Annotated in this window: 22 protein-coding genes; 9 read left to right on the top strand and 13 right to left on the bottom strand. The window is 67.5% G+C overall.

Annotation, left to right across the window (positions count from 1 at the left end):
- Positions 1-29: 29 nt before the first annotated feature.
- The 6 genes from GQ56_RS0123125 to GQ56_RS0123095 all read right to left on the bottom strand — a co-directional run bounded on the left by GQ56_RS0123125 (position 30) and on the right by GQ56_RS0123095 (position 8666).
- The gene (locus GQ56_RS0123125) at positions 30-1196 is read right to left on the bottom strand and encodes a CfaE/CblD family pilus tip adhesin (protein ID WP_031400900.1); all 1167 of its coding nucleotides are present in this window, start codon (positions 1194-1196) and stop codon (positions 30-32) included.
- Positions 1197-1269: 73 nt separating this feature from the next.
- Complete coding sequence (cblC, locus tag GQ56_RS0123120) at positions 1270-3972, bottom strand: cable pilus usher protein CblC (protein WP_031400899.1); 2703 nt, start codon at positions 3970-3972, stop codon at positions 1270-1272.
- 85 nt (positions 3973-4057) lie between these two features.
- Complete coding sequence (gene cblA, locus GQ56_RS0123115; protein ID WP_031400898.1) at positions 4058-4564, bottom strand: cable pilus major pilin CblA; 507 nt, start codon at positions 4562-4564, stop codon at positions 4058-4060.
- Between the two features lie 3 nt (positions 4565-4567).
- Positions 4568-5389: a cable pilus chaperone CblB gene (gene cblB, locus GQ56_RS0123110; protein ID WP_043301601.1), complete on the bottom strand. Its 822-nt coding sequence runs from the start codon at positions 5387-5389 to the stop codon at positions 4568-4570.
- A 644-nt stretch (positions 5390-6033) separates the two neighbouring features.
- Entirely contained in the window at positions 6034-7164 is a 1131-nt protein-coding gene (locus GQ56_RS0123100; RefSeq protein ID WP_031400896.1) for a 3-deoxy-7-phosphoheptulonate synthase, read from the bottom strand.
- A 185-nt stretch (positions 7165-7349) separates the two neighbouring features.
- A complete protein-coding gene (locus GQ56_RS0123095; RefSeq protein WP_031400895.1) occupies positions 7350-8666 on the bottom strand; it encodes a lipase family protein in 1317 nt (438 codons plus the stop codon).
- 407 nt (positions 8667-9073) lie between these two features.
- Between GQ56_RS0123095 and GQ56_RS0123090 the strand changes: the two genes are divergently transcribed.
- The 3 genes from GQ56_RS0123090 to GQ56_RS0123080 are packed head-to-tail and all read left to right on the top strand — an operon-like array spanning position 9074 to position 11344.
- On the top strand, positions 9074-9628 hold the full coding sequence (locus GQ56_RS0123090; protein WP_031400894.1) for a hypothetical protein: 555 nt from the start codon (positions 9074-9076) through the stop codon (positions 9626-9628).
- Between the two features lie 28 nt (positions 9629-9656).
- On the top strand, positions 9657-10079 hold the full coding sequence (locus GQ56_RS0123085) for a hypothetical protein (RefSeq protein WP_031400893.1): 423 nt from the start codon (positions 9657-9659) through the stop codon (positions 10077-10079).
- 26 nt (positions 10080-10105) lie between these two features.
- Positions 10106-11344 (top strand): hypothetical protein, encoded by a 1239-nt coding sequence (locus GQ56_RS0123080; RefSeq protein WP_031400892.1) that lies wholly within the window; start codon positions 10106-10108, stop codon positions 11342-11344.
- Positions 11345-11434: 90 nt separating this feature from the next.
- Here the strand turns inward: GQ56_RS0123080 and GQ56_RS0123075 are convergent, their stop codons facing one another.
- On the bottom strand, positions 11435-12142 hold the full coding sequence (locus GQ56_RS0123075; RefSeq protein WP_031400891.1) for a YceH family protein: 708 nt from the start codon (positions 12140-12142) through the stop codon (positions 11435-11437).
- A 382-nt stretch (positions 12143-12524) separates the two neighbouring features.
- On the opposite strand from GQ56_RS0123075, the gene GQ56_RS0123070 reads away from it, so the two are divergent.
- Entirely contained in the window at positions 12525-13289 is a 765-nt protein-coding gene (locus GQ56_RS0123070; RefSeq protein ID WP_031400890.1) for an SDR family oxidoreductase, read from the top strand.
- A 21-nt stretch (positions 13290-13310) separates the two neighbouring features.
- On the opposite strand, the gene GQ56_RS0123065 is transcribed toward GQ56_RS0123070, so the two are convergent.
- From GQ56_RS0123065 to GQ56_RS0123055, 3 genes are read right to left on the bottom strand one after another with little or no spacing between them, the layout of a single operon-like run.
- Positions 13311-14018: an MOSC domain-containing protein gene (locus GQ56_RS0123065; protein WP_031400889.1), complete on the bottom strand. Its 708-nt coding sequence runs from the start codon at positions 14016-14018 to the stop codon at positions 13311-13313.
- Complete coding sequence (locus GQ56_RS0123060) at positions 14015-14911, bottom strand: dihydrodipicolinate synthase family protein (protein WP_031400888.1); 897 nt, start codon at positions 14909-14911, stop codon at positions 14015-14017. Before GQ56_RS0123060 ends, GQ56_RS0123065 begins: the two co-directional genes overlap by 4 nt.
- Positions 14912-14961: 50 nt before the next feature.
- A complete protein-coding gene (locus GQ56_RS0123055) occupies positions 14962-15744 on the bottom strand; it encodes an aldolase (RefSeq protein ID WP_031400887.1) in 783 nt (260 codons plus the stop codon).
- Between the two features lie 140 nt (positions 15745-15884).
- Here GQ56_RS0123055 and GQ56_RS0123050 point away from each other — a divergent pair, with 140 nt between their 5' ends.
- Together GQ56_RS0123050 and hutC are read left to right on the top strand one after the other, a co-directional pair.
- A complete protein-coding gene (locus tag GQ56_RS0123050; protein ID WP_031400886.1) occupies positions 15885-16427 on the top strand; it encodes a helix-turn-helix domain-containing protein in 543 nt (180 codons plus the stop codon).
- Between the two features lie 30 nt (positions 16428-16457).
- Complete coding sequence (gene hutC, locus GQ56_RS0123045) at positions 16458-17195, top strand: histidine utilization repressor (protein WP_031400885.1); 738 nt, start codon at positions 16458-16460, stop codon at positions 17193-17195.
- A gap of 69 nt (positions 17196-17264) precedes the next feature.
- Here hutC and GQ56_RS0123040 read toward each other — a convergent pair whose 3' ends face one another.
- Together GQ56_RS0123040 and GQ56_RS0123035 are read right to left on the bottom strand one after the other, a co-directional pair.
- Positions 17265-18113: a phytanoyl-CoA dioxygenase family protein gene (locus GQ56_RS0123040; protein WP_031400884.1), complete on the bottom strand. Its 849-nt coding sequence runs from the start codon at positions 18111-18113 to the stop codon at positions 17265-17267.
- 39 nt (positions 18114-18152) lie between these two features.
- The gene (locus GQ56_RS0123035; RefSeq protein WP_031400883.1) at positions 18153-18956 is read right to left on the bottom strand and encodes an ABC transporter substrate-binding protein; all 804 of its coding nucleotides are present in this window, start codon (positions 18954-18956) and stop codon (positions 18153-18155) included.
- A gap of 441 nt (positions 18957-19397) precedes the next feature.
- On the opposite strand from GQ56_RS0123035, the gene GQ56_RS0123030 reads away from it, so the two are divergent.
- The 3 genes from GQ56_RS0123030 (at position 19398) to GQ56_RS0123020 (ending at position 21556) form a co-directional block, all read left to right on the top strand.
- Complete coding sequence (locus GQ56_RS0123030; RefSeq protein ID WP_031400882.1) at positions 19398-19877, top strand: helix-turn-helix domain-containing protein; 480 nt, start codon at positions 19398-19400, stop codon at positions 19875-19877.
- A complete protein-coding gene (locus GQ56_RS0123025) occupies positions 19874-20563 on the top strand; it encodes a nucleotidyl transferase AbiEii/AbiGii toxin family protein (protein WP_031400881.1) in 690 nt (229 codons plus the stop codon). The genes GQ56_RS0123030 and GQ56_RS0123025 overlap by 4 nt, the downstream gene beginning before the upstream one ends.
- Before the next feature lie 129 nt (positions 20564-20692).
- Positions 20693-21556, top strand: a complete 864-nt coding sequence (locus GQ56_RS0123020) for a LysR family transcriptional regulator (RefSeq protein ID WP_031400880.1) — start codon at positions 20693-20695, stop codon at positions 21554-21556.
- Positions 21557-21649: 93 nt separating this feature from the next.
- Here the strand turns inward: GQ56_RS0123020 and GQ56_RS0123015 are convergent, their stop codons facing one another.
- Positions 21650-22123, bottom strand: coding sequence for a nuclear transport factor 2 family protein (locus GQ56_RS0123015; RefSeq protein WP_031400879.1), 474 nt, complete (start codon positions 22121-22123; stop codon positions 21650-21652).
- Positions 22124-22147 lie beyond the last annotated feature (24 nt).

Below are 22147 nucleotides of genomic sequence, written 5' to 3'. Positions count from 1 at the left end.
GCGGCGCCGCTTCACGGGCGCCGAACGCGCTAGAGACTCGCGGACGACGGCGTAAACGTGATCGTCAGCTTGTTGCTGTACTTGCCCGGACGCTTGAACACCGACTGGACTTCCGGCGTCTCCAGCGTCAGCGGCGTCGGCGTGCAGACCACCGGCACCGAAATGCCCGGCAGCGATACCGACCGGCCCGCGCTGTTGTTCACGCCCTGCAGACGCACCGTTTCGTTGTTCTGCAGCGCGATCTTCTTGCCCGCATAGGTCAGGCTCACGTCGTAGTCGATGCGCGATGCGTAGGCGCCGCTCTTGTCCGAGTCGAGCAGGACGGAATACCGGCCCTTGTCGCGCCGGTCGATCGTCAGGCCGTCGCTCGCCGACACGTCGAACCACGTGCTCTGCGAGTTGTAGCCGTCGTACAGGCACATGTCGACGTTCGAGGTTCCCGAGATCCGGCTGCCGTTCGGCAGCATCCGCAGCTTGAGGTCGACGACGGGCGTCGCGCTCGTGTATTCCGGCAGATAGACCTGGATGTTGTTCTTGTCCGTGACATTCAGCTTGATCGCCGCGCTGAAGACGGCGATCGTCGGTGGCGTACCGGTCCCCCACAGTCTCAGGTTCAACTTGAGGTTCGCCTTCCAGGTTCCGCCGGACGGGAGTTTCTTCAGTTCCGCGGCAGGAATCTTGACGAACAGCTTGCGCTCGTCCCAGATGATTTCGTTGGCGCAACCGGCAATCGAAGCGGACTGCGCCATCTCGATCGGAACGCGCGCGTTCGACACCACCCCCGCCACGACGTTGCCGTTGCAATCCCGGTGACGGCCATACGCATTTTCCCCTGCAAGATTCAGAACGGCCGTGGCGCCGGTCTTTTCCTCCTTGAACGAAAGCCGGATGGAGGTCGAGGTGCCCGCCACGACCCATACCGGCTCGGTCGGGCATGCACCCGTCGCCGTGTCGCTGCTGGATTGGCAGGTCCACGAATTTCGCCCCCACTTGTAGGCGTCCGCCGTGTCGTACCCGCCCGACGCACTGTCGAACACCGAGACGTCGCCCTGCGGCGCGCCGCGATCCCGTGTCGCTTCCACCGTATCGTTGCGGTTGGCCGGCTGCTGGGAAACCGCACACGCATCGAGTGCGATCGCCCCCAATGCGGCCGCCATGACGATGGCCCGGCAGCGAATTCGATTGATCTGTTTCATCTGGATGACTGTTTCCTTGTGTTCGCGTCAGCGCAAGATGCGACGCACGAAGCCCGCCTCGCGACTGCGCGCGTCATTGCGCCTCGTCGGGCGCCCCGGTCGTCCGCGCCCGCATCGACATCACGTATCGATGCTCGAGCAGCTTGCGCACGCGGGCCTGCTTGCGCAGCGATTCCGGCAGCGCGTCCGGCCCGGCCACTTCGCAACGCACCTTGCCGACCATCATCAGCACATCCTGCTGGCGCTTGACGTGCAGCGGGCACCGCATCAGCGTCGGCCCGTCGACCACGAACAATTCGTCTTCCTTGTGGTCGAGTTCGGCGATGAAGCCGCCCTGGCTGTCGATCGGCGGCATCGAGCCGTTGAGGATCACGCTGTCGGACAGCGGCATGCCGCGCGCCGAGAACGCCTGGCCGACGTAGGTATAGGTCACCTTCGCATCGACGTTGCGCATTGCGAGCTGCCCCGGCACCATGAACAGCGTGCGCTTGCCGAGCCCCTCGGTCACGCTCGTCGCGCCCGCGGCCGCATGCGCGCCCGCGTCGCTCACTTCGGTCGTCACCGGCGTGAAGGCCGATACCGGCAGCAGCGCACGCTGCCCGAAGCCCACCTTGATCCTCGCGCTCGAATCGCTGCGCACCTCGGCCGCCATGCCGCTCGCGTCGTCGTGCCTGCCGACCCGGACGGCGAACCCGGCGAGCGGATCCGATTGCGACGCGGACGCGCCGAGGAACATCCCCTGCCGCGCCAGCGCGAACGACGACGAGTAGCTCGCCGTCACCGACGGGTTGTTGCCGCCGCTGTCGCGGCTGTAGCTGTTCGCGACCGATCCGGCGACGTCGCCGTAGCGGCCCTTCCAGCGGCCCTGCGCGGTGCCCGTCAGGCTCTCGGTGCCGTATCCCGACACCCCGAGCGCGACCTCCCGGTAGCTGTCGCCCTGCCAGTTCCAGTTGCGGTCGAGCGTGTAGTTCGTCGTCGTGCTGCTGCGGTCCGTGCGAACGTCGACGCCCGCCGACGTGTAAGCGGACGCGCGCCCGGGCTGCATCGCGGGTTCGGCCATCGACAGCGTCACGCCGACGTAGCCGCCATACTCGTTGCGTGCGCCGGTGCTGCGGTTCGCGTAAGCACCGATGCGCAGGTTCGCGCTGACCTTGCGCCACGTGACGGAGCGCGACAGCGACGCCTGCAGCGCGCGTGACACCTGGTCTCCCTGACGGAACACGGGCGCGGCCCATGGACGGTCCAGCATGTCGGGCTGCCAGCTTTCCGAGCGTCCGACGCTTTTGTTGTACGTATAGCCGAGCATCGCCGACCAGTTGCCGATCGGAAACGACACGGTCGCGTTCAGCATGTCGTAGCAGCCGATGTCGCGATACGACATCGCCGCGCCGCCGCATGCCGCGCCGCGCATCTGGTAGCGGTACACGCTCCACGACACGCCGTCGGCGAACGAGATCTGTTGCGTGTTGCCGCGCGAGCCGTCGTTCCCGACGAAAAACGAACCGCCGGCGGAGAGCACGCCCAGCGCAAACGCGTGACGCCACTCCAGCGCCGTCTCGTTGTAGAGGTTCCCGCCGACGCTCGCGATGCCGCTCGTCAGCGCCATTTCACGCAACAGCGGGATCCGCACCCCGGCTGCCGCGGCCACGCCGTCCGGTGCGTCGCGGTCGGACGGGCGGCCGGCCTGCACGAACCATTGCCGCGTGCGCGAATTGGCGCCGCCGCCCGTCTTCATGAACGGCGACATCTGCGTGCGCACCTGCACGCCGTTCTCGAACACACGCAGCGTCAGCGGATACGTGCCTTCCGGAAAGCGGGACGTGTCGAGCGCGTTGACGCCGGCCTTCATGTAGAACGTGCCCAGCAGTTCCTGCCCGCGGTACGCGTCGATACGCGAATCGCGCGGCAGCAGCAGCGTGACCGGCGTGCCCTGCTCCGCGACCTCCGGGTTCACGTAGGCGAGCGTCGTGCCGACGCGCACGCCGTCGAGCGTGCCGACCGGCAGCATCGTGAACCCGAAGTTGCCGCCGAGCGCGCTCGCAAGGTTCCGGTTGTCCATCCGGCCGGCCTGCGCATAATGCGCGTGGCCGATGTCGTGGCGGTAGTAGAGATCCTGCAGCCGGACGCGGCTCTCCGACCCGCGCGAATAGCCCGAATGCGTGAAGCTCCAGTTCCCGCCGATGAAACTCTGCGGCGTGATGCCGAGCGCGCCCGTGCCCGACACGGACAGGCTCCGGTAGCCCCGGCCGCCCGACAGGTTGACCGTCTGCTGATGGATCAGCGCGTTTTCCGTCATCGGCGACGGCTCGCGATAGCGACGGTCGCGCTGCTCGGTGCTCAGCCAGGCGTGCGACAGGAACAACTCGATGTTGCCGTCGCTTTCGTCGTAGATCACGGCCGCGCTGTCGGTGTCGACATAGCCGCAGCCGTTCAGGCCAGCCTGCCCCGCGCAGGCGAGGTTGCCGTTGCGCGCCATCGACTTCGACAATGCCGCGCCGATCGCCGAGACGTCGGCCGCCGGGTCGAGCTGCGAGGCGAGCGCCTGCAACACGCGCGCGGGATCCTCGAAACGCACGGTGTCCGGCGTCACGAACACGCGAAACAGGCCGAGCGGCTTGCCGAGAAAATTGACGTTGATGCGCTCGTCGTGCCCCGTCATGATGTCCTCGAAGCCCGGCGGCACGGCCGAAGCGGCCTGCGCGACGGACGCGGCGTCCATCACACACAGCGCGCTCAGGCATGCGACAACGGTCTTCTTGAGATCGAATGGAATCATGCGGGAACAGGGGGGAAATTTTGCAGGAGTACTACAAAAAACAGGGCGCGCCGTGCAGGCGCGCCCGTCGACAACGCGGAGAAGCTTAGCTACCCGAACCCGATGCCGCGCTCTGCGTGACGATCACGCTGACGAGACCCTGGTAGCTGCCGGACTCCGTGACGGCTTCGACGGTCTTCTGGCCGATCGACAGCGGCAGCACGTTCGAGCCCTGGGCCAGTTCGCCGGGGAACAGTTCCGCGGTCTTCAGCGTCGTCGCCGTGGTGGTCAGCGCGGTGTTGCCGAGCGTGACCGTCAGCGGAATGGCCTTCGCGCCCGGGCTCGTCTGGTTCTTCAGCGTCGGATCGGCCGCGAGGCGGATCTGCAGATCCTTCGCCTTGTCGTTCGTGAAGATCTTCGTATTCACCGTGGCGGCCTGAAGACCCGAACCCGGCAGGTATTGCATCTGCATGGTCGTCGGCAGTGCCGAGCCGTCCGCCGACAGCATTTCGAGCGTGGTGTCGACGTTGGCGGTGACGGTGATGTCCTTCTGCACGGCGTGAGCCGACATCGACATCAGGGCGGCGGCAGCGATGGGAACGTATTTCAGCATGGGTTAGTCCTTCTGGTTGGTTGAAACAATGGTGTGACCCGTCCGGGTCTCGTGATTCGCGCTCGGCGCGTTCATCGCGTCGACGGAATGCGCGGGCACGACCTTCTGCTGTACATCCGCCACTCCCCCCACTCGATATCGGATTCGCACATAAGGTGCGGCATGCAGCCCGTCCAGCCTGAACTCCTGGTCCGGATAGACGCTGCGTTCGAATTTCGTCCACCGGCACGACGACTCGTCCTTTTCGGACTGGCATGCGCCCGCGTCGATCAGGCCGATCCGGACGTTGCCGGTATTGGTCAGCGTGCCGTTCGCCACGTCGAAGTCGGGCACGACCGTCTTCGGCAGCACACGGATCAGCGGCGCCCAGACGAGACTGAAGTCGACCTTGCCGGACACGTCGTCCTGCGCCGCGGATGCGTCGTCGGACGGCGCCGCCGCAGGCTGCAGGTAGATGCGATACAGCACCTCCTTCTGCGGCGCGCCGAGCGGAATCACGCGGACGAGCCGCGTGCCGCCGGCCGGCAGCGCGAACTTGGCAGGCGAAATCACGATCGCGTCGTCGCCGGAATTCATGCCGGTCTCCTCGCGCTCGTGATCCGTCGCCGGATCGATCACGCGCTTCGCGATCGCCTTCACGTATTGCGTCGCATCGGATTTCGAATAGATGCGCAGCTCCGCGGCCGACTCGCTGCCGGCCCCGATCGACGCGGCCATCGGATAGACCAGCATGTTCGCGCCGGCGATCGACGACGCAAACGACAGCGCGGCTGCGGCAAGCAGCCTCCGGTGAACACGGTATTTCCTGTCAATGATGATTTGCATAACTTATCGATTTCCCATCCATTTCACGCGTTCGCCGGCAGCCCTCGATGCAAACGCCGGCCGGCTTTCGATCGACGGCATGCCATGCCTGACATGTCCCGGCCGGTCGTTTCGGCCGCGGGCGGCTCGATGCGGCGCATGCCGCCCTTCTTCGATTCGGGCAGCAAGCGGCAGCCCGGTCGTTCGGTCAGCGGCGGGGGCCTGCGGCGCCTCGGCCTCTCAGGTGCCGCGTCGGGCGCATCGGCTATCGGAACGCATTGCTTGATTAGGATTTTGACGATTCAACCAGGCGCCAGATATAAGACTTGTCCTAAATTTGCAGACTTCTGCACCAATCACTAGGACTAGTTCGCCCATAAGATGCCAAATGCCCGCGATCCACATGGCGAAACGGAACGCGGCGCAGGGCAGGGGTCGACCACGCCGGACGGGTTTCCGAACGGCGCGGCGCGGCGGGCCGCCGAGGGCGGCCACCGGGAGATCGATCGATGGAGAAAATGACGCGCGGGCAGGACGCCGGCGCGCGAAGTGACGCCGGGCGCGCGACGCAGCGCGCACCGGGGAGGATGAAACGACCCGGGCGGCGCCCGTGCTCGCCGGCGCGCCGCCGGTGGCGGCGGCGGGCATCACCCGCCGCCGTGACTTCACGCGTTGCGCGAATACACCCGGCGATGCCGCACCGCTTCGGCCAGCACGTCCAGCACCGGTTCCGTCTGCGCCCAGCTCAGGCACGCGTCGGTGATCGACACGCCGTACTCGAGCGGCACGCCGGGCTTCAGATCCTGCCGCCCGGCCTTGAGATGGCTCTCGACCATCACGCCGACGATCCGGTGCTCGCCCTGCCCCAACTGCCGCGCGAGATCCTGCGCGACGTCGATCTGGCGTTCGTGCGACTTGTTCGAGTTCGCGTGCGAGCAGTCGACCATCACCTGCTCGCGCAAGCCGGCCTTGCGCAGCACCGCGCAGCTCGCCTCGACATGTTCGGCGTCGTAGTTCGGGCCGTTCTTGCCGCCGCGCAGGATCACGTGTGCATCGTCGTTGCCGCGCGTCTCGAAGATCGCGGCCATCCCCATCTTCGTCATCCCCATGAACGCATGGCTCGCGGCCGCGGCGACGATCGCATCCGACGCGACCTGCACGCCGCCGTCGGTGCCGTTCTTGAAGCCAATCGGGCAGCTCAGGCCCGACGCGAGCTGGCGATGGCTCTGGCTCTCGGTCGTGCGCGCGCCGATCGCGCCCCACGCGATCAGGTCGGCGATGTACTGCGGGCTCAGCAGGTCGAGGAATTCGGTCGACGCGGGCAGCCCGAGCGCGTTGATGTCGAGCAGCAGTTGCCGCGCGGCGCGCAGCCCTTCGTTGATGCGGAAGCTGCCGTCGAGGCGCGGATCGTTGATGTAGCCCTTCCAGCCGACCGTCGTGCGCGGCTTCTCGAAGTAGACGCGCATCGTGATCAGCAGGTCGTCCTGCAGCGCATCGGCGGCGGCCTTCAGGCGGCGTGCGTAGTCGAGCGCCTGGTCGTGATCGTGGATCGAGCACGGGCCGACGACGAGCAGCAGCCGGTCGTCGCGGCCGTGCAGGATGTCGCCGATCGCGCGGCGCGTGTCCTCGACGAGCGTCTGCGTGGCGGCCGGCACCGGCAGTTCGTCCAGCAGCAGCGCCGGCGAGATCAGCGGGCGCACGGCGCCGATGCGGACGTCGTCGATGCGCGTGGTGTCCTGCGTCGCGTCGGCGCTGCCTACCTCGCGATCATGGGAAGGATTGTCGAGGTTCTGCATGGTGATTCTCCGGGGGACGTCTGTCATGGTGAGCAGGCTCGATTATGGCACCCGGGCGGGACGGCGGAGGGTTGCGGCGGGGGAACGGGCGCGCCGCCGCCGCGGCAGGACGACGGAGGTCAACACCCGGCAAAAAAAACGGGCGACCCGTGAAGGGTCGCCCGGCCATGTTGCGCGCGGCGCGCCTAGTGCAGCGTCTCGGGCGCGAGCGAATTGCTGGGCAGCAGCGACGTCAGCCAGCAATTGCTCGGCGCGGCCTTGCCGCCGAAGCGGTCGTAGAGCCACGGCAGCATTCCGGCGACCCAGGGCACGATCGCGCCCACGTGTTCGAGCGGATATTCGCTGTACGTGACCGGCGTGCCGCTCGCGCAGAACTTCTGCGCAAGCGCGCGCACGTCGTACGCCAGCATCACGCCGTCGCCCACCTGGCTGCTGAAGGTGCCGTCCAGCGCGCCGGCCGTGCCCTGGCTGATGAACATCGGGATCGTCGGCGATGCGGCCAGCCCGGCGTTCACCTTGTTCGCATAGGTCACGTAGGCCGGAATGCTGTTGATGTCGTTCGCGTATTGCGGCTTGAACAGCGTGCCCCAATGCAGCCCCGTGTATTTCGGCAGGATGTATGCGAGCGACTGGCTCTGGATGTCGTTGAACACGGCGACGCCGGTATCGCTGAGATACGGCGTCAGGTCGAAGCCGTAGCCGCGCGACAGCCCGGCCAGCGCGGCCGCGGCCACGCCGCCCCACACGATGCTGCCGTCGACATAGCGCAGGTTGTGCGCGGGGTCGACCAGCACGCCGCCTTCCGCCGCGCCGACGAGCTGCCGGTTGATCTCGGGCGCATAGCTCGGCGCGAGCTGCGCGGCCCAGTTCGTCGCGATCGCGCCGCCCGAATAGCCGATCATCGCGACCTTGCTCGACGGATTCAGGCCGGTCGACGGCGTATTGAGCGCCGCGCGGATCGAATCGAGCGTCGTCATCCCGTATTCGGGGCCGGCGGCGAAGTCGGCCGTCTGGCCTTCGGTGTCGGGCACGATGATGTTGTAGCCCAGCAGCAGCAGCGTCGACAGCGGAATCGACTCCGCGCTGTAGAGCAACGTGCCGACGTTGACGACCTTCGTGACGTCGCGGTCGCCGGCGATCACCTGCGACGGCTCGTCGTACGGGTTCAGCGAATCGTAGGCCGACTGGTACGAGATGGCCTGGCCGTTGCTGACCTGGCTGCGGATCACGGACGTCACGTTGACGACAGGCTGGTTCAGCGCATTATTGGTGCGATACAGCAACTGCTGGGCGGTCAGCGCGGTCGGAATGCCGGCCACGTGATAGACCACGTTGCGGGTCTTGAGCACCGTGCCCGGTGGAATCGATGCCAGCGGCGTGGCGCCGGTGTACGCATAGAACGGGTCGGATACGGTCGCCGCGCTGGCGCTGGCCGGCTGGGCGACGACGGCGAGCGCGGCCGACACGGCGGCCGCGGCCATCATGAAGCGTCTGGAGGACATGGGTGGGGCCCCTGGAATATGCTGCTTTCATCGAAGGAAGTCCGGCGGTGCTGCAGACCATTGCGCGTGCCGCTTCAATACCGTTTCCGATCCATCGACTGTCTCCTGTGAATGAATGATCCTGCCTGTACCGAATCCGTTTTTTAGTAGGAGTACAAACCGGATGAATTGAAGCACAACGACGGCGCGTTCGACGGGCGTTTTCCGTTGTTTGAAGGTAAACGCCTAAATCCGTCGCCGCGCGACGCGGGCGCGCCGGCCGTTCGGCCGACTGTCCGCGTTTCACCGAAGTGCCGTACGATCACGGCTGTCGGGTACCGAAGCGGCCGCGTCGTACGACGCCGGCCGCACGGCGCACCGCCTGTCTGCCTGTGACCGATCGTTCCCTGCCCAACCGACCCGCCACGATGACCGTCTCCGAACTGCTCCGCGCCATCCGCCAACCGTATGCCGCCCTGCTCGCGAAAGCGGCCACGCAACCGGCCGTGATCGCCGAACCGGCCTACCGGCGCGCCGACGGCACGCTCGCCACCGAAGGGCCGCTCGCGCTGCCGTGCCGGGCCGACATCATCGCGACCGAAGGCGAATCGGCCGGCCAGCCGGCGATGGTCGATTCCGCCACGCAGCTGGATTTCGAGCCGTTCGCGTTCGACCTCGAAACGGCGGCCGTGTCGATCCGCCCGTTCGTGTGGGACTGGGCCGCGATCGAGGCCGACGGTCTCGACGAAAGCGCGGCGGTCGAAGCGTTCAAGACATGGTTCTTCGCGTGGTTCGACGGCGACGACGAAAACCTGCCGGGCGAAGACGGCCTGCACGGGATCGTTCATTACCTGTCGGAACCGGTTCGCACGGAACAGGGCTGGCGCGTCAATGCGGATCTCGGCTCCGCGCCCGAGGCGGCCGTCGAGGATCTGCTGTTCCGGCTCGTCGATGCGGGCGCTTCGCGGATCAGCGTCGGTTGATTTGCCGCTCCATTTCTCTCACGCCATCATGAAAAAAATCCTCGCAGCCGTGCTGCTCTGCGTGTCGCTGCCGGCACTCGCCAAGGTGTCCACCGAAGTGTTCTGCTTCCGGTCGGATGGCGACAAACCCGTGCGCTTCGAGATGCGCACCTACTATGACGATGCGGTCAAATGGTCGGGCGGCGCGGTGCGCTATGCGCAATCGAAAACGGCCCTGCCGCTGGTGATCGAGCACGAGGAGGAAGAAGTGCTCGACGAAAGCCGTCCGCACCAGTACACGACCACCTGGGACGAAATGGTCGGCGGCAGGATCAACGGCCGCTACGAAATGATGACCCAGGGCGCGATGGTCTATTCGATGACCTACACCAACGCACGCACCGGCAAGCAGACCGCGTTCAGCCGCGCGCTGGATGTCGACGCATCCGAGCAGACCGGGTGCCGCTGGTGAGGCGCCCGCTGATCCGGATCGCGTGCATGCTGGCCGCACTGCACACAGGCTTCGCGCATGCCGCGCCGCGCACGGTCTACGAAGGCACGCTGCAAGGTGCCGGCACCGTCGTCATGGAACTCGACGATCGCCCGGCCGCGGACGGTTCGATCTCGGGCCGCTACTTCTATGCGCAGCACGGCGTCGATATTCCGCTGCACGGCACGCCCGCGCAACTGGCCGAACCGCTCGTGCGAACGCAGTTGCCGGAAGACGCGCGCGATGCGGCGGATTATCGCGCGCAAGCCGATTTCGACCATGCCGCGGCCACCTGGCAAGGCACGCGGGACAAGGCCGGCTATCGCGGCCGCTGGACCGATGCACGCTCCGGCAACACGCGTGCCTTCGCGCTGCGCCGCGTCGCCGCATACGATCCCGACGCGGTTGCGCCCGGCTCTGTCGAAGCGATCACCGCGGTGTCCGCGGGAGGTGTCGGCAGCGGCATCGCGCGCAGCGCGGACATCGACATGCAGCACGCGCCGTATGCGACGCTGAAGCTTGCCGGGCACGCACGGCCGGTGGGGCCCGAGATCGGCGACGGCTCGATTGCGTACCGGATGTGGAGCGACCCGCGCACGGTGTTCGCGTATCCGCGGCTGAGCCGCCATCCCGATCCGGCCGTGATGGCGCGGGTCAACCATCTGCTGGAACAACGGCACTGGCAGATGAGTCTCGCGGCGCTCGAATGCGCGTCGACGCGCTATACCGACGACGGGCCGGCAGCCGGGACGCTCGGCAGCTACGACGACGAGCAAGTGACGGTCACGTGGCTGTCGCGCGCGGCGTTGGGCATCGTGGAATCGGGCAGCCTGTTCTGCGGCGGCGCGTACCCGGACAATCACTACGATCCGGTCACGTTCGACCTGCTGCGCGGCGCGTACCTCGACTGGAATCGCGTAATCGACGCCGCTGCGACGAACAAGGACGGGGATCCGGCAACGAGCCCCGCGCTGGCAGGTTTCATTGACCGATTGCGCACAACGACGGCGGGGGGCAAACGCGTGACGGACGGCAAAGACACTTCGCTCTCGTGCGCGGATGTGTTCCCCGAGTATCTGGCGTTCGAACTCGACGCACCCGGCAAGCTGTCGTTCGCCGTTTCCGGGATCGGCCACGCGGCGGGCGCCTGTCTCGGGCCGCAACTCGATGCGCCGTTTGCGGCGCTCGCGCCGATCCTGAGGCCGGGCGGCGCGCGTTATCTCGTACCGGGCGTCAGGCTGAAGTAACGCGGCGGTGCGGGCGGTATCCGCCTCGCGCCCCGGCCCGCCTGCGTGGCGACCGGGCCGGGCGACGCGCTCGCACCGCAGCCGCGTTTGTCAGGACGCGTCGCCTTGCGCGTCGACGTCGATGCCCAGTTCGGTGGCCATCCGCTGAACCAGCGCATTCAGCCGCGCCACTTCATCCGCGAGGCGCTTCTGTTCGGCCTTCAGCGCCTCGAATTCCGAAGGCGGCACGGAATCCGCCCCGCCGGCATCCGCGCCCGCGAAGTCAGCCACGTTCACTTCGCCGCACATCAGGTGCATCCAGCGATTCTCGCGTGCGCCCGGCGCACGCGGCAGCCGGACGACGAGCGGTTGCGCACGCGTCGCGAGCTCGTCGAGAAACGCCTCGACCGACGAGATATCCGCGAAGCCGTGCAGGCGCGCGCTGTTCAGGCGCAGCTCGGCAGCCGTCTGCGGGCCGCGCAGCAGCAGGATCGTCAGCAACGCGATCGCCTGGCTCGGAATGCCGAGCACGCGGTTCATGTTGTGCTCGAAACGCGGCACGCGGCTGCTGCTGCCCTCCATCACGATGCTCAGGTGCTTCAGGCCGTCGAGCGCGGTCGTGACTTCGTCCTCGCTGACGTTCATCACCGGCGCGCGCGCGGTTTTCTGGTTGCAGCCGGCGGTCAGCGCGTTGAGCGACAACGGATAGGTGTCCGGCACCGTGTGCTGTTTCTCGACGAGCACGCCGAGAATGCGGGCCTCGAGGGGCGTGAGTTCGCGAAGGGCGCGTGGCGTGGGCGTATCCGGCGTGGTGTTCATGAGTGGCGTCGCAGCGTGCAGCAAGTGAAGGGAAACGGTCGCGGCCCGTCCGGCATCGCGCACGGGCGAGCCATATGATAGCTCGCGACGCACGGCGCGGCCCGCCGCCTCCACGCACGCGCATGGCGCAGCCGGCTTTCGTCCGGCGTATCGGCCGGCCGGCGCCATGCGTCGGCGGCTGCGCACCGCCGGCTCCGCCGTCGCGCGCGCGGCGGCGTTTGCGCGTCGCGCTGGCCGGCGCTACGATATGCGTCACCCTGACGCCCGCGGCGCCGCGCGAGCGCCCTCGCACGCCACACCGCGCAGTGCCCGTCCCGCACGCCATGCCGCCATGCATGCGCGCCGCGCGTCACCCGTTCACCCTTTCGACCCGTTCACCGCCATGACCGCCTCCTCTTCCGCACCGCACGTGCGCGCCATCGTCACCGGACACACCCGCGGCGTCGGTGCGTCGCTTGCCGAACAACTGCTGCAGGAAGGCGTCGCCGTGCTCGGGGTATCGCGCGGCCGTCATCCGTCGCTCGCGTCGCAAGCCGGCGACCGCTTCACCGAAGCCGAACTCGACCTGTCGGACCCGTCGGCCGTCGCGGCCTGGCTGGCCGGCGACACGCTGCGCCGTTTCGTCGACGGCGCGTCGATCGTGCTGCTGTTCAACAACGCGGGCATCGTCGAGCCAATTGGCCCGCTCGCCGTGCAGGATCCGGCGATCGTCGCGCGCGCGGTCGGCCTGAACGTCGCGGCGCCGCTGATGCTGTCGGCCGCACTCGTGCAGGCGGCTGCCGCCGGGACCGAATGCCGGATCCTGCACGTGTCGAGCGGCGCGGCGCGCAACGCCTACGCGGGCTGGAGCGTCTATTGCGCGACCAAGGCCGCGCTCGATCACCATGCCCGCGCGGTGGCGCTCGACGCGAACGGCGCGCTGCGGATCTGCAGCGTCGCGCCGGGTGTGGTCGACACGGGCATGCAGGCGACGATCCGCTCGACCCGCGAAGACGATTTCCCGATGCGCGAGAAATTCGACCAGCTGAAGTCGAGCGGCGCGCTCGCGACGCCCGAGGCCGCCGCGCGGCAGCTGATCGGCTATGCACTGAGCGATGCGTTCGGCTCGGTGCCGACGGCCGACGTGCGGGAACTGCCGGGCCGCTAGGTCAAGCGGACACGCGGCCCGTCATCGTCCTTCGAGCCGCTTCGTCCAGTCTTCGACCTGCCGCTCCGTCCGGCGCCGGTCGAGCATCTTGCGCCAGCCGGGCGGCAGTATCGGAACGTCCCGCAGCGCATCGAGCGCGGCCATGTCGAGCGTGCGCCGGTACAGCACGTCGAGCACCGTCGACAGCGGCCATTGCGGATAAGGGCGCGCGTGCAGCGCCAGCACGTCGCCCCCGGCCACCCAGCCCGCCTGCAGCACACGGTAGTACCAGCCGGTCCGGCCGCTCTGCTGCACGAGCGCGGCCATCCGCGGATGCGTGAAACGCGCGTTCAGCTTCCAGCACGGCTGCCGCGACTGCGACACCTGCAGCACCGCGCCGCCGAGCGTGAACACGTCGCCGAGACACACGTCGTGCTCGGTCACGCCGTGCGTCGACAGGTTCTCGCCAAACGCGCCCGGCTGCGCGAGCACGTCGCGCGCGCCGACCTGCGCGGCCCACCATGCATAGTGATCGTGCGCATAGTGGTGGACCGCCTTGTCCGGGCCGCCGTGGTGCCGCGCATCGGCCTGCTCGTCGCCGGCAAAGCCCGACTCGCCCAGCCACAGGCGCGTATCGGCCGGCTGCTTGTCGATCGCGCTGACGTGCGCGGTGCCGGCCAGCGGGCGGCACACGCCGACCCGCACCGCGCCGATGGCGACCGCGATCGCCGGTCGTGCCGCGTCGCTCATGCCGCGACACCGTCCGGCAGGGTCGCGAGCAGGCGTTCGAGTTCGCGCGTGCGGGCGTCGCCGAGCGGCATCAGCGGCCTTCTGGGCTCGCCGGCATCGAAGCCGCGCAGGCGCAACCCGGCCTTTACGGTCACCGGCAATCCGCCGTCGACGATGAACCGCAGCAGCGGCAACTGCGCATGAAAAACCGTCCTGGCGCGCGCCAGGTCGCCCGCGCGCATCGCGTCGAACAGCGCCAGCGGCAACGCGGCGTTCAGGTTTGGCGCGGCCGTGCACCAACCGGCCGCGCCCGCGGCCAGCGCGGCGAGCGCCATCGGATTGCTGCCGTTGTAGAACGGGATCGCGCCGTCGCTCAACTGCGCGAGCCGGTGCATCCGCCCGATGTCGCCCGTGCTCTCCTTCACCATCGTCACGTTGTCGACGGCCCGGCAGATCGTCGCGATCAGCTCGGGCGACATGTCGACGCCGCTCGTCGCGGGGTTGTTGTACAGCATGATCGGAATGCCGATGGCGGCCCCGATCGCGCGATAGTGCGCGACGATCTCGTCGTTGGCGAGCTTCCAGTACGACACGGGCAGCACCATGACCGCATCGGCGCCGGCCTGCTCGGCGAAGCGGGCGCGGCGCACCGCGCCCGCCGTGGTGAGATCGGAAATGCCGACGACGGTCGGCACGCGCCGGCGCACCGAGCGAATCGACGCGGCGGCGACCGCCTCCCATTCGGCATCGGACAGATACGCGCTTTCGCCGGTGCTGCCGAGCGGCGCGATCGCGTGGACGCCGTCGGCGATCAGCCGACCGATCAGCGCATCGAGCGCCGTCAGGTCGGGGGCGCCGTCGGCGGAAAACGGCGTGACCGGGTAGGCAACGATGCCTTTCAGCAGGATGGACACGATATGGATTCCTCAATGATGGTTGGACGCAAAGGCGGAAAACCGCCGGTTCATTCGACGCAGTCCCGGTGCGTGCGCAATGCGCGCCGCGCGTAGTATTCGAAGGTCACCGCGTCGCGCTTCGGCTTCGAGATCCAGTCGTGCGCCTCGCGCGCCAGCGCCGGCGGCACCGGCCTGATCGCGCCGGCCGACATCGCGAGCAGCTGCAGCTTCGCGGCCCGCTCGATCAGCAGCGCGAGGATGCACGCTTCCTCGATCGTCTTGCCGACCACGAGCTGGCCGTGGTGCGACAGCAGGATCGCGCGCTTGCTGCCGAGCGCCTTCGAGATGATCTCGCCCTCTTCGTTGCCGACCGGCACGCCGGGCCAGTCTTTCAGGAACGCGCAATCGTCGTACAGCGGGCAGGTGTCCATGTGCGACACGACGAGCGGCTGCTCGAGCATCGACAGCGCCGCGACATGCGCCGGATGCGTGTGGATGATGCAGTTCACGTCCGGGCGTTCGCGGTAGATCCACGTATGGAACCGGTTGGCCGGGTTCGGGATGCCCTCGCCGTCGACCACCTCGAGATCCTCGTCGACGCGCAGCAGGTTCGCGGCCGAGATCTCGTCGAAACCGAGCCCGAGCCGCTGCGTGTAGTACGTGCCGGCGTCGCCGGCGCGGCAGGTGATCTGGCCGGCCAGGCCCGAATCGTGACCGGCGTCGAACAGGATCCGGCACGTGAGCGCGAGCTTCTGCCGCGCCGACCAGCCGCTGTCGCCCACCGCGGTGTCGAGACGCCGCTCCGCCAGCGCGACCAGCGCCTCCTTCGTCAAATTCAGCGTTTCCGCCATGTTCACCTCCAGAATGGATCGGGATGCATCGCGTCGTCCGCAACCGGATGCCGGCTGCCGGGCTTCGTGACACTCGATACATTATATGACACAAGGTGTCATGCGTTACAATCGGTTTTTCGAAGGACACCCGGCGCCCCATGACGATTCGCCTGAAGCTGCTCAGAAAACAGAAGGGCTGGACGCTCGACGTGCTGGCCGACGAGACCGGCCTCACCAAGAGCTACCTGTCGAAAGTGGAGCGCGGCCTGAGCGTGCCCTCGATCGCGGTCGCGCTGAAGCTGTCGAAGGCGCTGAGTGTCGACGTCGAGCAGTTGTTTTCGGAGAGTCACAACCGTGAGCTGATCACGGTCACGCGCGCCGGCGAGCGCACGGCGCTGGGCGCGGCGACCGACAGCCACGCGCACCGTTTCGAAAGCATCGCGGCCGGCGTCGCGCCGAAGAAGATGCTGCCGTTCGTCGTGTACCCGCCGCACGAGTTCGTCGCATCGACGTTCCGCGAGCACGAAGGCGAGGAATTCCTGTTCGTGCACAAGGGGCGCGTCGAAATCGAGTTTCCGAACGAGACGGTGCAACTCAGGACCGGCGATTCAGTCTATTTCAACGCTCTCATTCCGCACCGCACGCGCAGCCTCGGCGCCACGCAGGCGGAGATCCTGGTCGTCGTCAGTCACGACGACTAGCATCGTCACTTCTTCGCGCAAGGATCCCCGATGGTCACGAAGGCCACCGCACCGTTCCAGCAGATCAAGACGCTCGTGCGCCAGAACGTCGAGTCGGGCGACTGGCGCCCCGGAGATCGCATTCCGTCCGAACTGGATCTCGCCGCGCAATTCCGCGTCGCACGCATGACGGTCAACCGCGCGCTGCGCGAGCTGACCGAGGAAGGCGTGCTGAAGCGCATCGCGGGCGTCGGGACCTTCGTCGCGGAGGTCAAGCCGCAGTCGAACCTGCTGATGATCGCGCACATCCGCGACGAAATCCGCGCGCGCGGGCATGAATACCGCTGCCGCGTGCTGAGCCGGGCGAGCGAGCCCGCGTCGTTCGACGTCGCGGCCGCGTTCGGCCTGCCGGTCAACACGCCGGTGTTTCATGTGGTGTGCGTGCACGAGGAAAACGGCCGCCCGATCCAGCTCGAGGATCGTTACGTGAACCCGGCCGCCGCGCCCGCTTTTATCGACCAGGATTTCCAGGTCGAGCCGCCGTCCGAGTACCTGTTCAACAACGTGTCGCACGACGAACTGGAGATCGAGCACGTCGTCGACGCCGCGCTGCCGAGCGGCGAACAGGCCCGGCTGCTCGACATGCGCGCCGACGAGCCGTGCCTCACGCTCACGCGCCGCACCTGGACGAACGGGCTGCCCGTCACGTTCGTGCACTTCCTGCATCCCGGCAACCGCTACCGGCTCGGCTCGCGTTTCAAGCCGGGCGCCGCACGCCACCCGACCTGATCCGTCCGCCGCGCGGCGGACGCTGCGCCGGGACACGGCGGCCGCGTCGCGCGCGGCTGCCGGCCCGCGTCAGATCGCGCCGGCCTGCCCCGCGCCGCGCGACCACACGACCGGAAACAGCGGATGATCGAGCGGCGCGCCGTCGGGCAGCTGCGCCGCGAGCCCGGGGAATTCGGGCGACGTCTTCCAGCGACGCGGCGCGTGACGGACGTCGTCGCCGACGAAGCGGATCGAGAACGCGCGCCGCCGGTTCTGCGTCCCGCCCGACGCATGCAGCGTGAGCATCCGGAAGCACACCATGTCGCCGGGCTCGAGCGCCCAGTGGCGGATCGGAAACGCCGCGCGGTCGCCTTCGATGTCCGGCAGATCCGCGAGGCTGCCTTCCGGGAACCACTTCGCCTCCTTGTCCATGAACGTGCGCGGCATCAGCCACGGCCCGCGATGCGAGCCCGCGACGAATTCCAGCGTCGATTCGAGCGGCACCGGGTCGACCGGAATCCACATGCTGACGTTGTCGTCGCCCTCGATGTTGTAGTACGGCTGGTCCTGATGCCACGGCGTGCGCTGCCGCGTGCCGGGCTCCTTCACGAGCAGGTGGTCGTGATGCAGCCGCACGTGGCCGGTGCCCATCAGCGCGGCGGCCACCGACGGCGCCGGCGAGCGCACGATGAAGTCGCGATACGCGTCGTTGTGCTGCCAGTTGCAGAAATCCTCGAAGAACCAGCCCGGATCGTCGGGCCGGCTCGCGACTTTCGCGCGTTCGCTCGGCTGCGCGAGATTCGCGTCGATGCCGGCCCGCAGCGCGGCCACTTCGTCGGGCGAAAAGATGCCCTTGATGCAGACCGCGCCTTCCTCGCGGAACGCGGCGATCAGTTCGGGCGTCACGGCTTGCGCGACGCGTTCCTGGATACTCGTCATGGGGTGCCTGTCGATTGAATGAATCACGGAGTCACGGAGTCACGGTGCCGAAGTCAGCTGCTGCTTCGCACCGTAGATGTCGAAGTCGAAGTATTTCGCGGCGATCTTCTGGTACGTACCGTTCGCGCGGATCGCGGCGATCGCGTCGTTCAGCCGCTTCTTCATCGCGTCGTCGCCCTTGCGCACGCCCATCGCGACGCCGTAGCCGGTGATCCGCACGTCGGTCACGTCGGGGCCGGCGAACGCGTAACCCTTGCCGCGCGGCGTCTTCAGGAACGAGTAGCCGGCCTGCGTCTTGTCCTGGAAGGTCGCGTCGAGGCGGCCGTTGACGAGATCCTGGTACACCTGGTCCTGGTTCTGGTACGAGACGATCGTCACGCCCCTGGTCGCCCATTCGGCCTTCGCGTAGGCCTCCTGCGTCGTGCCCTGGTCGATCCCGATGCGCTTGCCCGCCAGCGACGCGGCGGTCGGCAGCAGCTTCGAGCCGGCCGGCGCGACGAGCGCGGCCGGCGATGCATACAGCTTGTTCGAGAAGTCGATCTGCTTGAGCCGCTCGTCGGTGGCCGTCATCGCGGACATGATCACGTCGAACTTGCGCGCGCGCAGCGCCGGAATCATCCCGTCGAAGCCCTGCTCGACCCATACGCACTTCGCACGCAGTTGCTCGCAGATCGCATTGCGCAGGTCGATGTCGAAGCCGGCGAGCGAGCCGTCGGGCTGCTTCGCCTCGAACGGCGGATACGTGGGATCGATGCCCCATCGGATCGTCGACGCATCCTGCGCGAACGACACGAGCGGCGCGAACGCCAGCGCGGTAACGAGGAGCCTTGCAGTGCGGTTCATGGCGTGTCCTTGAAAGTCTCGACGCGGCGGGCGAACGCCGGCGTCCGGTGGGGGGCGGTGCGCGAACGGCTGGGACTTCGGTGAAACTGCGGTGCAGTCTAGACTGCTCAATTTTCGAGCGCAAGCGGGGGAATACGGGATGAGCGGATCAAGGCCGGGCGGGAGCGAAAGGAAAAGAATGACGTGCGAAACAAGCCAGAATAGCGGGTATTTTCGCGGCTTTCGGGTGTTTACCCTGCGAGACGCACGCCCGCCACAGAGCGTGTTTTTCCGGATATCCGCGGAATGGCGATGTCTATACAGGTGTCGTCCGATCCAGCTCCGGCGGCATTGGCGATGCGTCCTATACCGCACCCGAGATTCCCCGGAGACGGCAGGCCACCCGGGTATGTAAGATATACTTTACATTCAGGTGCATTGAATCTGCGCCGGGAGGTCAACGTGCAACTCCATGAAATCGGTCAGGCCGTTGCGAAACGGCGGGCGGAACTCGATCTCACACAGGCCCAGCTTGCCAGGCTCGCCGGGCTGTCCCGGTTCACCGTCAACCAGCTCGAAGCCGGCAAGGTCAGGGATCTCGGAATCAACAAGCTGATCCCGTTGCTCGGCGTGCTCGGCATCGAACTCCTGGCCATGCCGCGGCAGCCCCATAACGGCCTCTACAAGGCCGTCGTGAGCGCGAACGTCAGCTACAAGGGCGAACTGACCGAACGCTTGCTGGCCGACGCGCTGGCCACCGGACACATTCCGGAAGGATACGAATCGCAGTTCTCCGTCATCCTCGACGAGGTGCCGCTACCTGTCGTGGTGAAAGCGGCGGAGGAAGCCGCCGAACGGTCGGGCACCCCGCTTCGCACCATCTGGAAAAACCTCGCGACATGGTCGAAGGATCTTCACCTGTATCGGGAGGTATGGGCATGACCGCACCCGGCACGTTGCCCGACGGCCCCTGGCAGGGCCTGTTTCGTCACGCGGTAACGCTGGTCGACGAGATACGCAAGCACGGCACGTCGAATCCGTTCTGGACGTTCGGCGGCGGCACGGTGCTGATGCTGCGCCACGGCCATCGCGTCAGCCAGGACGTCGACATCTTCGTACCCGATCCACAGTATCTCGGGTACGTGAATCCCCGCATCAGCGACGCCGCCTCCGACATCACGACGGACTACGAAGAACATGCCGGTTTCGTGAAACTGCTGCTGCCCGACGGCGAGATCGACTTCGTGGTCTCCCGAAATCTGACGTCTCCCGGCTACGACGAATGGACGCTGATGGATCGCGTCGTCAAGGTCGAGACTTCCGCGGAAATCATCGCGAAGAAAATGTGGCACCGCGGCGATCGCCCGGCCGCGCGGGACCTGTTCGATCTGTGTCTGGTCATCGAGCGGGAACCGGCGAGCCTGATGGAAGCCGGGCCCTTTCTCGTTCGGCATCGCGATACGTTCTTGCGCCTGCTCAACGAGCATCGCGCCTTCGTCAAGCCGCGTTTCGACGACATCCAGACGCTCGGCTACACGCCGTCGTTCGACTATTGCGTCGAACTGGCCGACGCCTTCCTGCGGAAACTTCCCGGCGGCACGCCGGAACGGCAGTCACGCCGCCGCTGAGCCCTGCCGCGCCGCCGCGCGACGCCGCGCCGGGTCCGGCGAAACCGCGATTGCCCCCCCTGTCCGGCCATGTTAAAAATCGTCGCTCGCATTTGAGAATGAAATGCCCGGATACCCAGAAGTGCAGAAATGAATAGACCCCTGTTCGACCTCGACCTGCTGCGCGCGCTGGTGATGGTCGCCGATTGCGGCAGCTTCACGACGGCGTCCGCGCGCCTGCATTCGACGCAGTCGACGGTCAGCCAGAAGGTGCGCCGGCTCGAGGAAATCGCCGGGCATCGCCTGCTCGATCGCGGCACGCGCGACGTGCGGCCGACCGACGCCGGCGTGACGGCGCTCAGCTATGCGCGGCGCATGCTCGCGCTGAACGACGAGATGCTGGAGGCGCTGTCGGGCGCCACGGTCGCGCTGACGATCCGGCTCGGCGTACCCGACGATTTCGCGGCGGGCCGCACCACGCACGCGCTCGCGGCATTCAAGCGCGCGCATCCGCAGGTGAAGCTCGAAGTGATGTGCGGGCTGAGCCGCGACATCAGCGCGGCGTACGATCGCGGCGACCTCGACCTCGCGCTGATCAAGCAGCGGCGCGACAGCCGCGAGGCCGTCGTGCGCTGGCCCGAGAAGCTGCGCTGGATCGACAGCGCAAGGCATCCGTCGATCGATCTCGACCCGGTGCCGATCGTCGTGTTTCCGCCGCGCGGGCTCTATCGCGACGACATGATCAAGGCGATCGAGGAACGCGGCCGGCGCTGGCGGATCAGCTTCACGACGTCGAGCCTGAGCGGCATCCAGGCCGCCGTCGCGGACGGCCTCGGCATCAGCGTGCTGCCCGCGCGCGTGGTGACGGACGAGCACGTCGTGCTGACCGAGAAGCACGGTTTCGCGCCGATCGAGCACATGGACATCGCGATCCTGCATCGGCCGACGGCCGACCCGATGGTCGGCGAGCTGACGAGCGCGCTCGCGGCCATGCTGGAACTCGAGGGGAAGTAACGAGCCGGCCGTGGCAACCGGACGGACGCCGCCGCCGCGCGTCATGCCGCGCCACGGTCGATGCGGCGCACTCGCCGCCGCGCCCGACCCGCGTCAGAACATCGTGTTCCCGTTCGCGGCCTGCTCGGGCACCGGCTGGTTGACGTCCCAGTGCTCGACGATCTTGCCGTTCTCGAGCCGGAAGATGTCCATGATCGCGCTGCCGCGCGTGCCGGGTTCGCGCACCGCGTGCACGTGCAGGATCACGTAATCGCCGTCGACGAACGAACGCCTGATCTCGCTGTGCGACTGCGGGTACTTGTCGCGCAGGAACGCGACGAACTTGCGGAAGCCGTCGCGCCCGTCTGCCGCATTCGGGTTGTGCTGCACGTAGCGGTCGCCGACGTACGCGAGCGCGGCGTCCGCGTCTTTCTCGTTCAGGCCTTTTTCATAGAACGCGAGCACCGTTTGCCGGTTCGCTTCCTGCCGCGCGTCGGTCGGGCCGGCCGCCACCGCATGCGCGGCGGTCACGGCGAACAGGGCCGCCGCCATCCATCGTGCGGCCCGTGCCGCTGTCGTGCATCGCATCGTCATCTCCCCGGAATTCCGGCT

It is taken from the genome of Burkholderia paludis (assembly GCF_000732615.1).
GTDB classification, from domain to species: Bacteria; Pseudomonadota; Gammaproteobacteria; order Burkholderiales; family Burkholderiaceae; genus Burkholderia; species Burkholderia paludis.
This window is presented reverse-complemented; position numbering and strand designations above follow the sequence as displayed.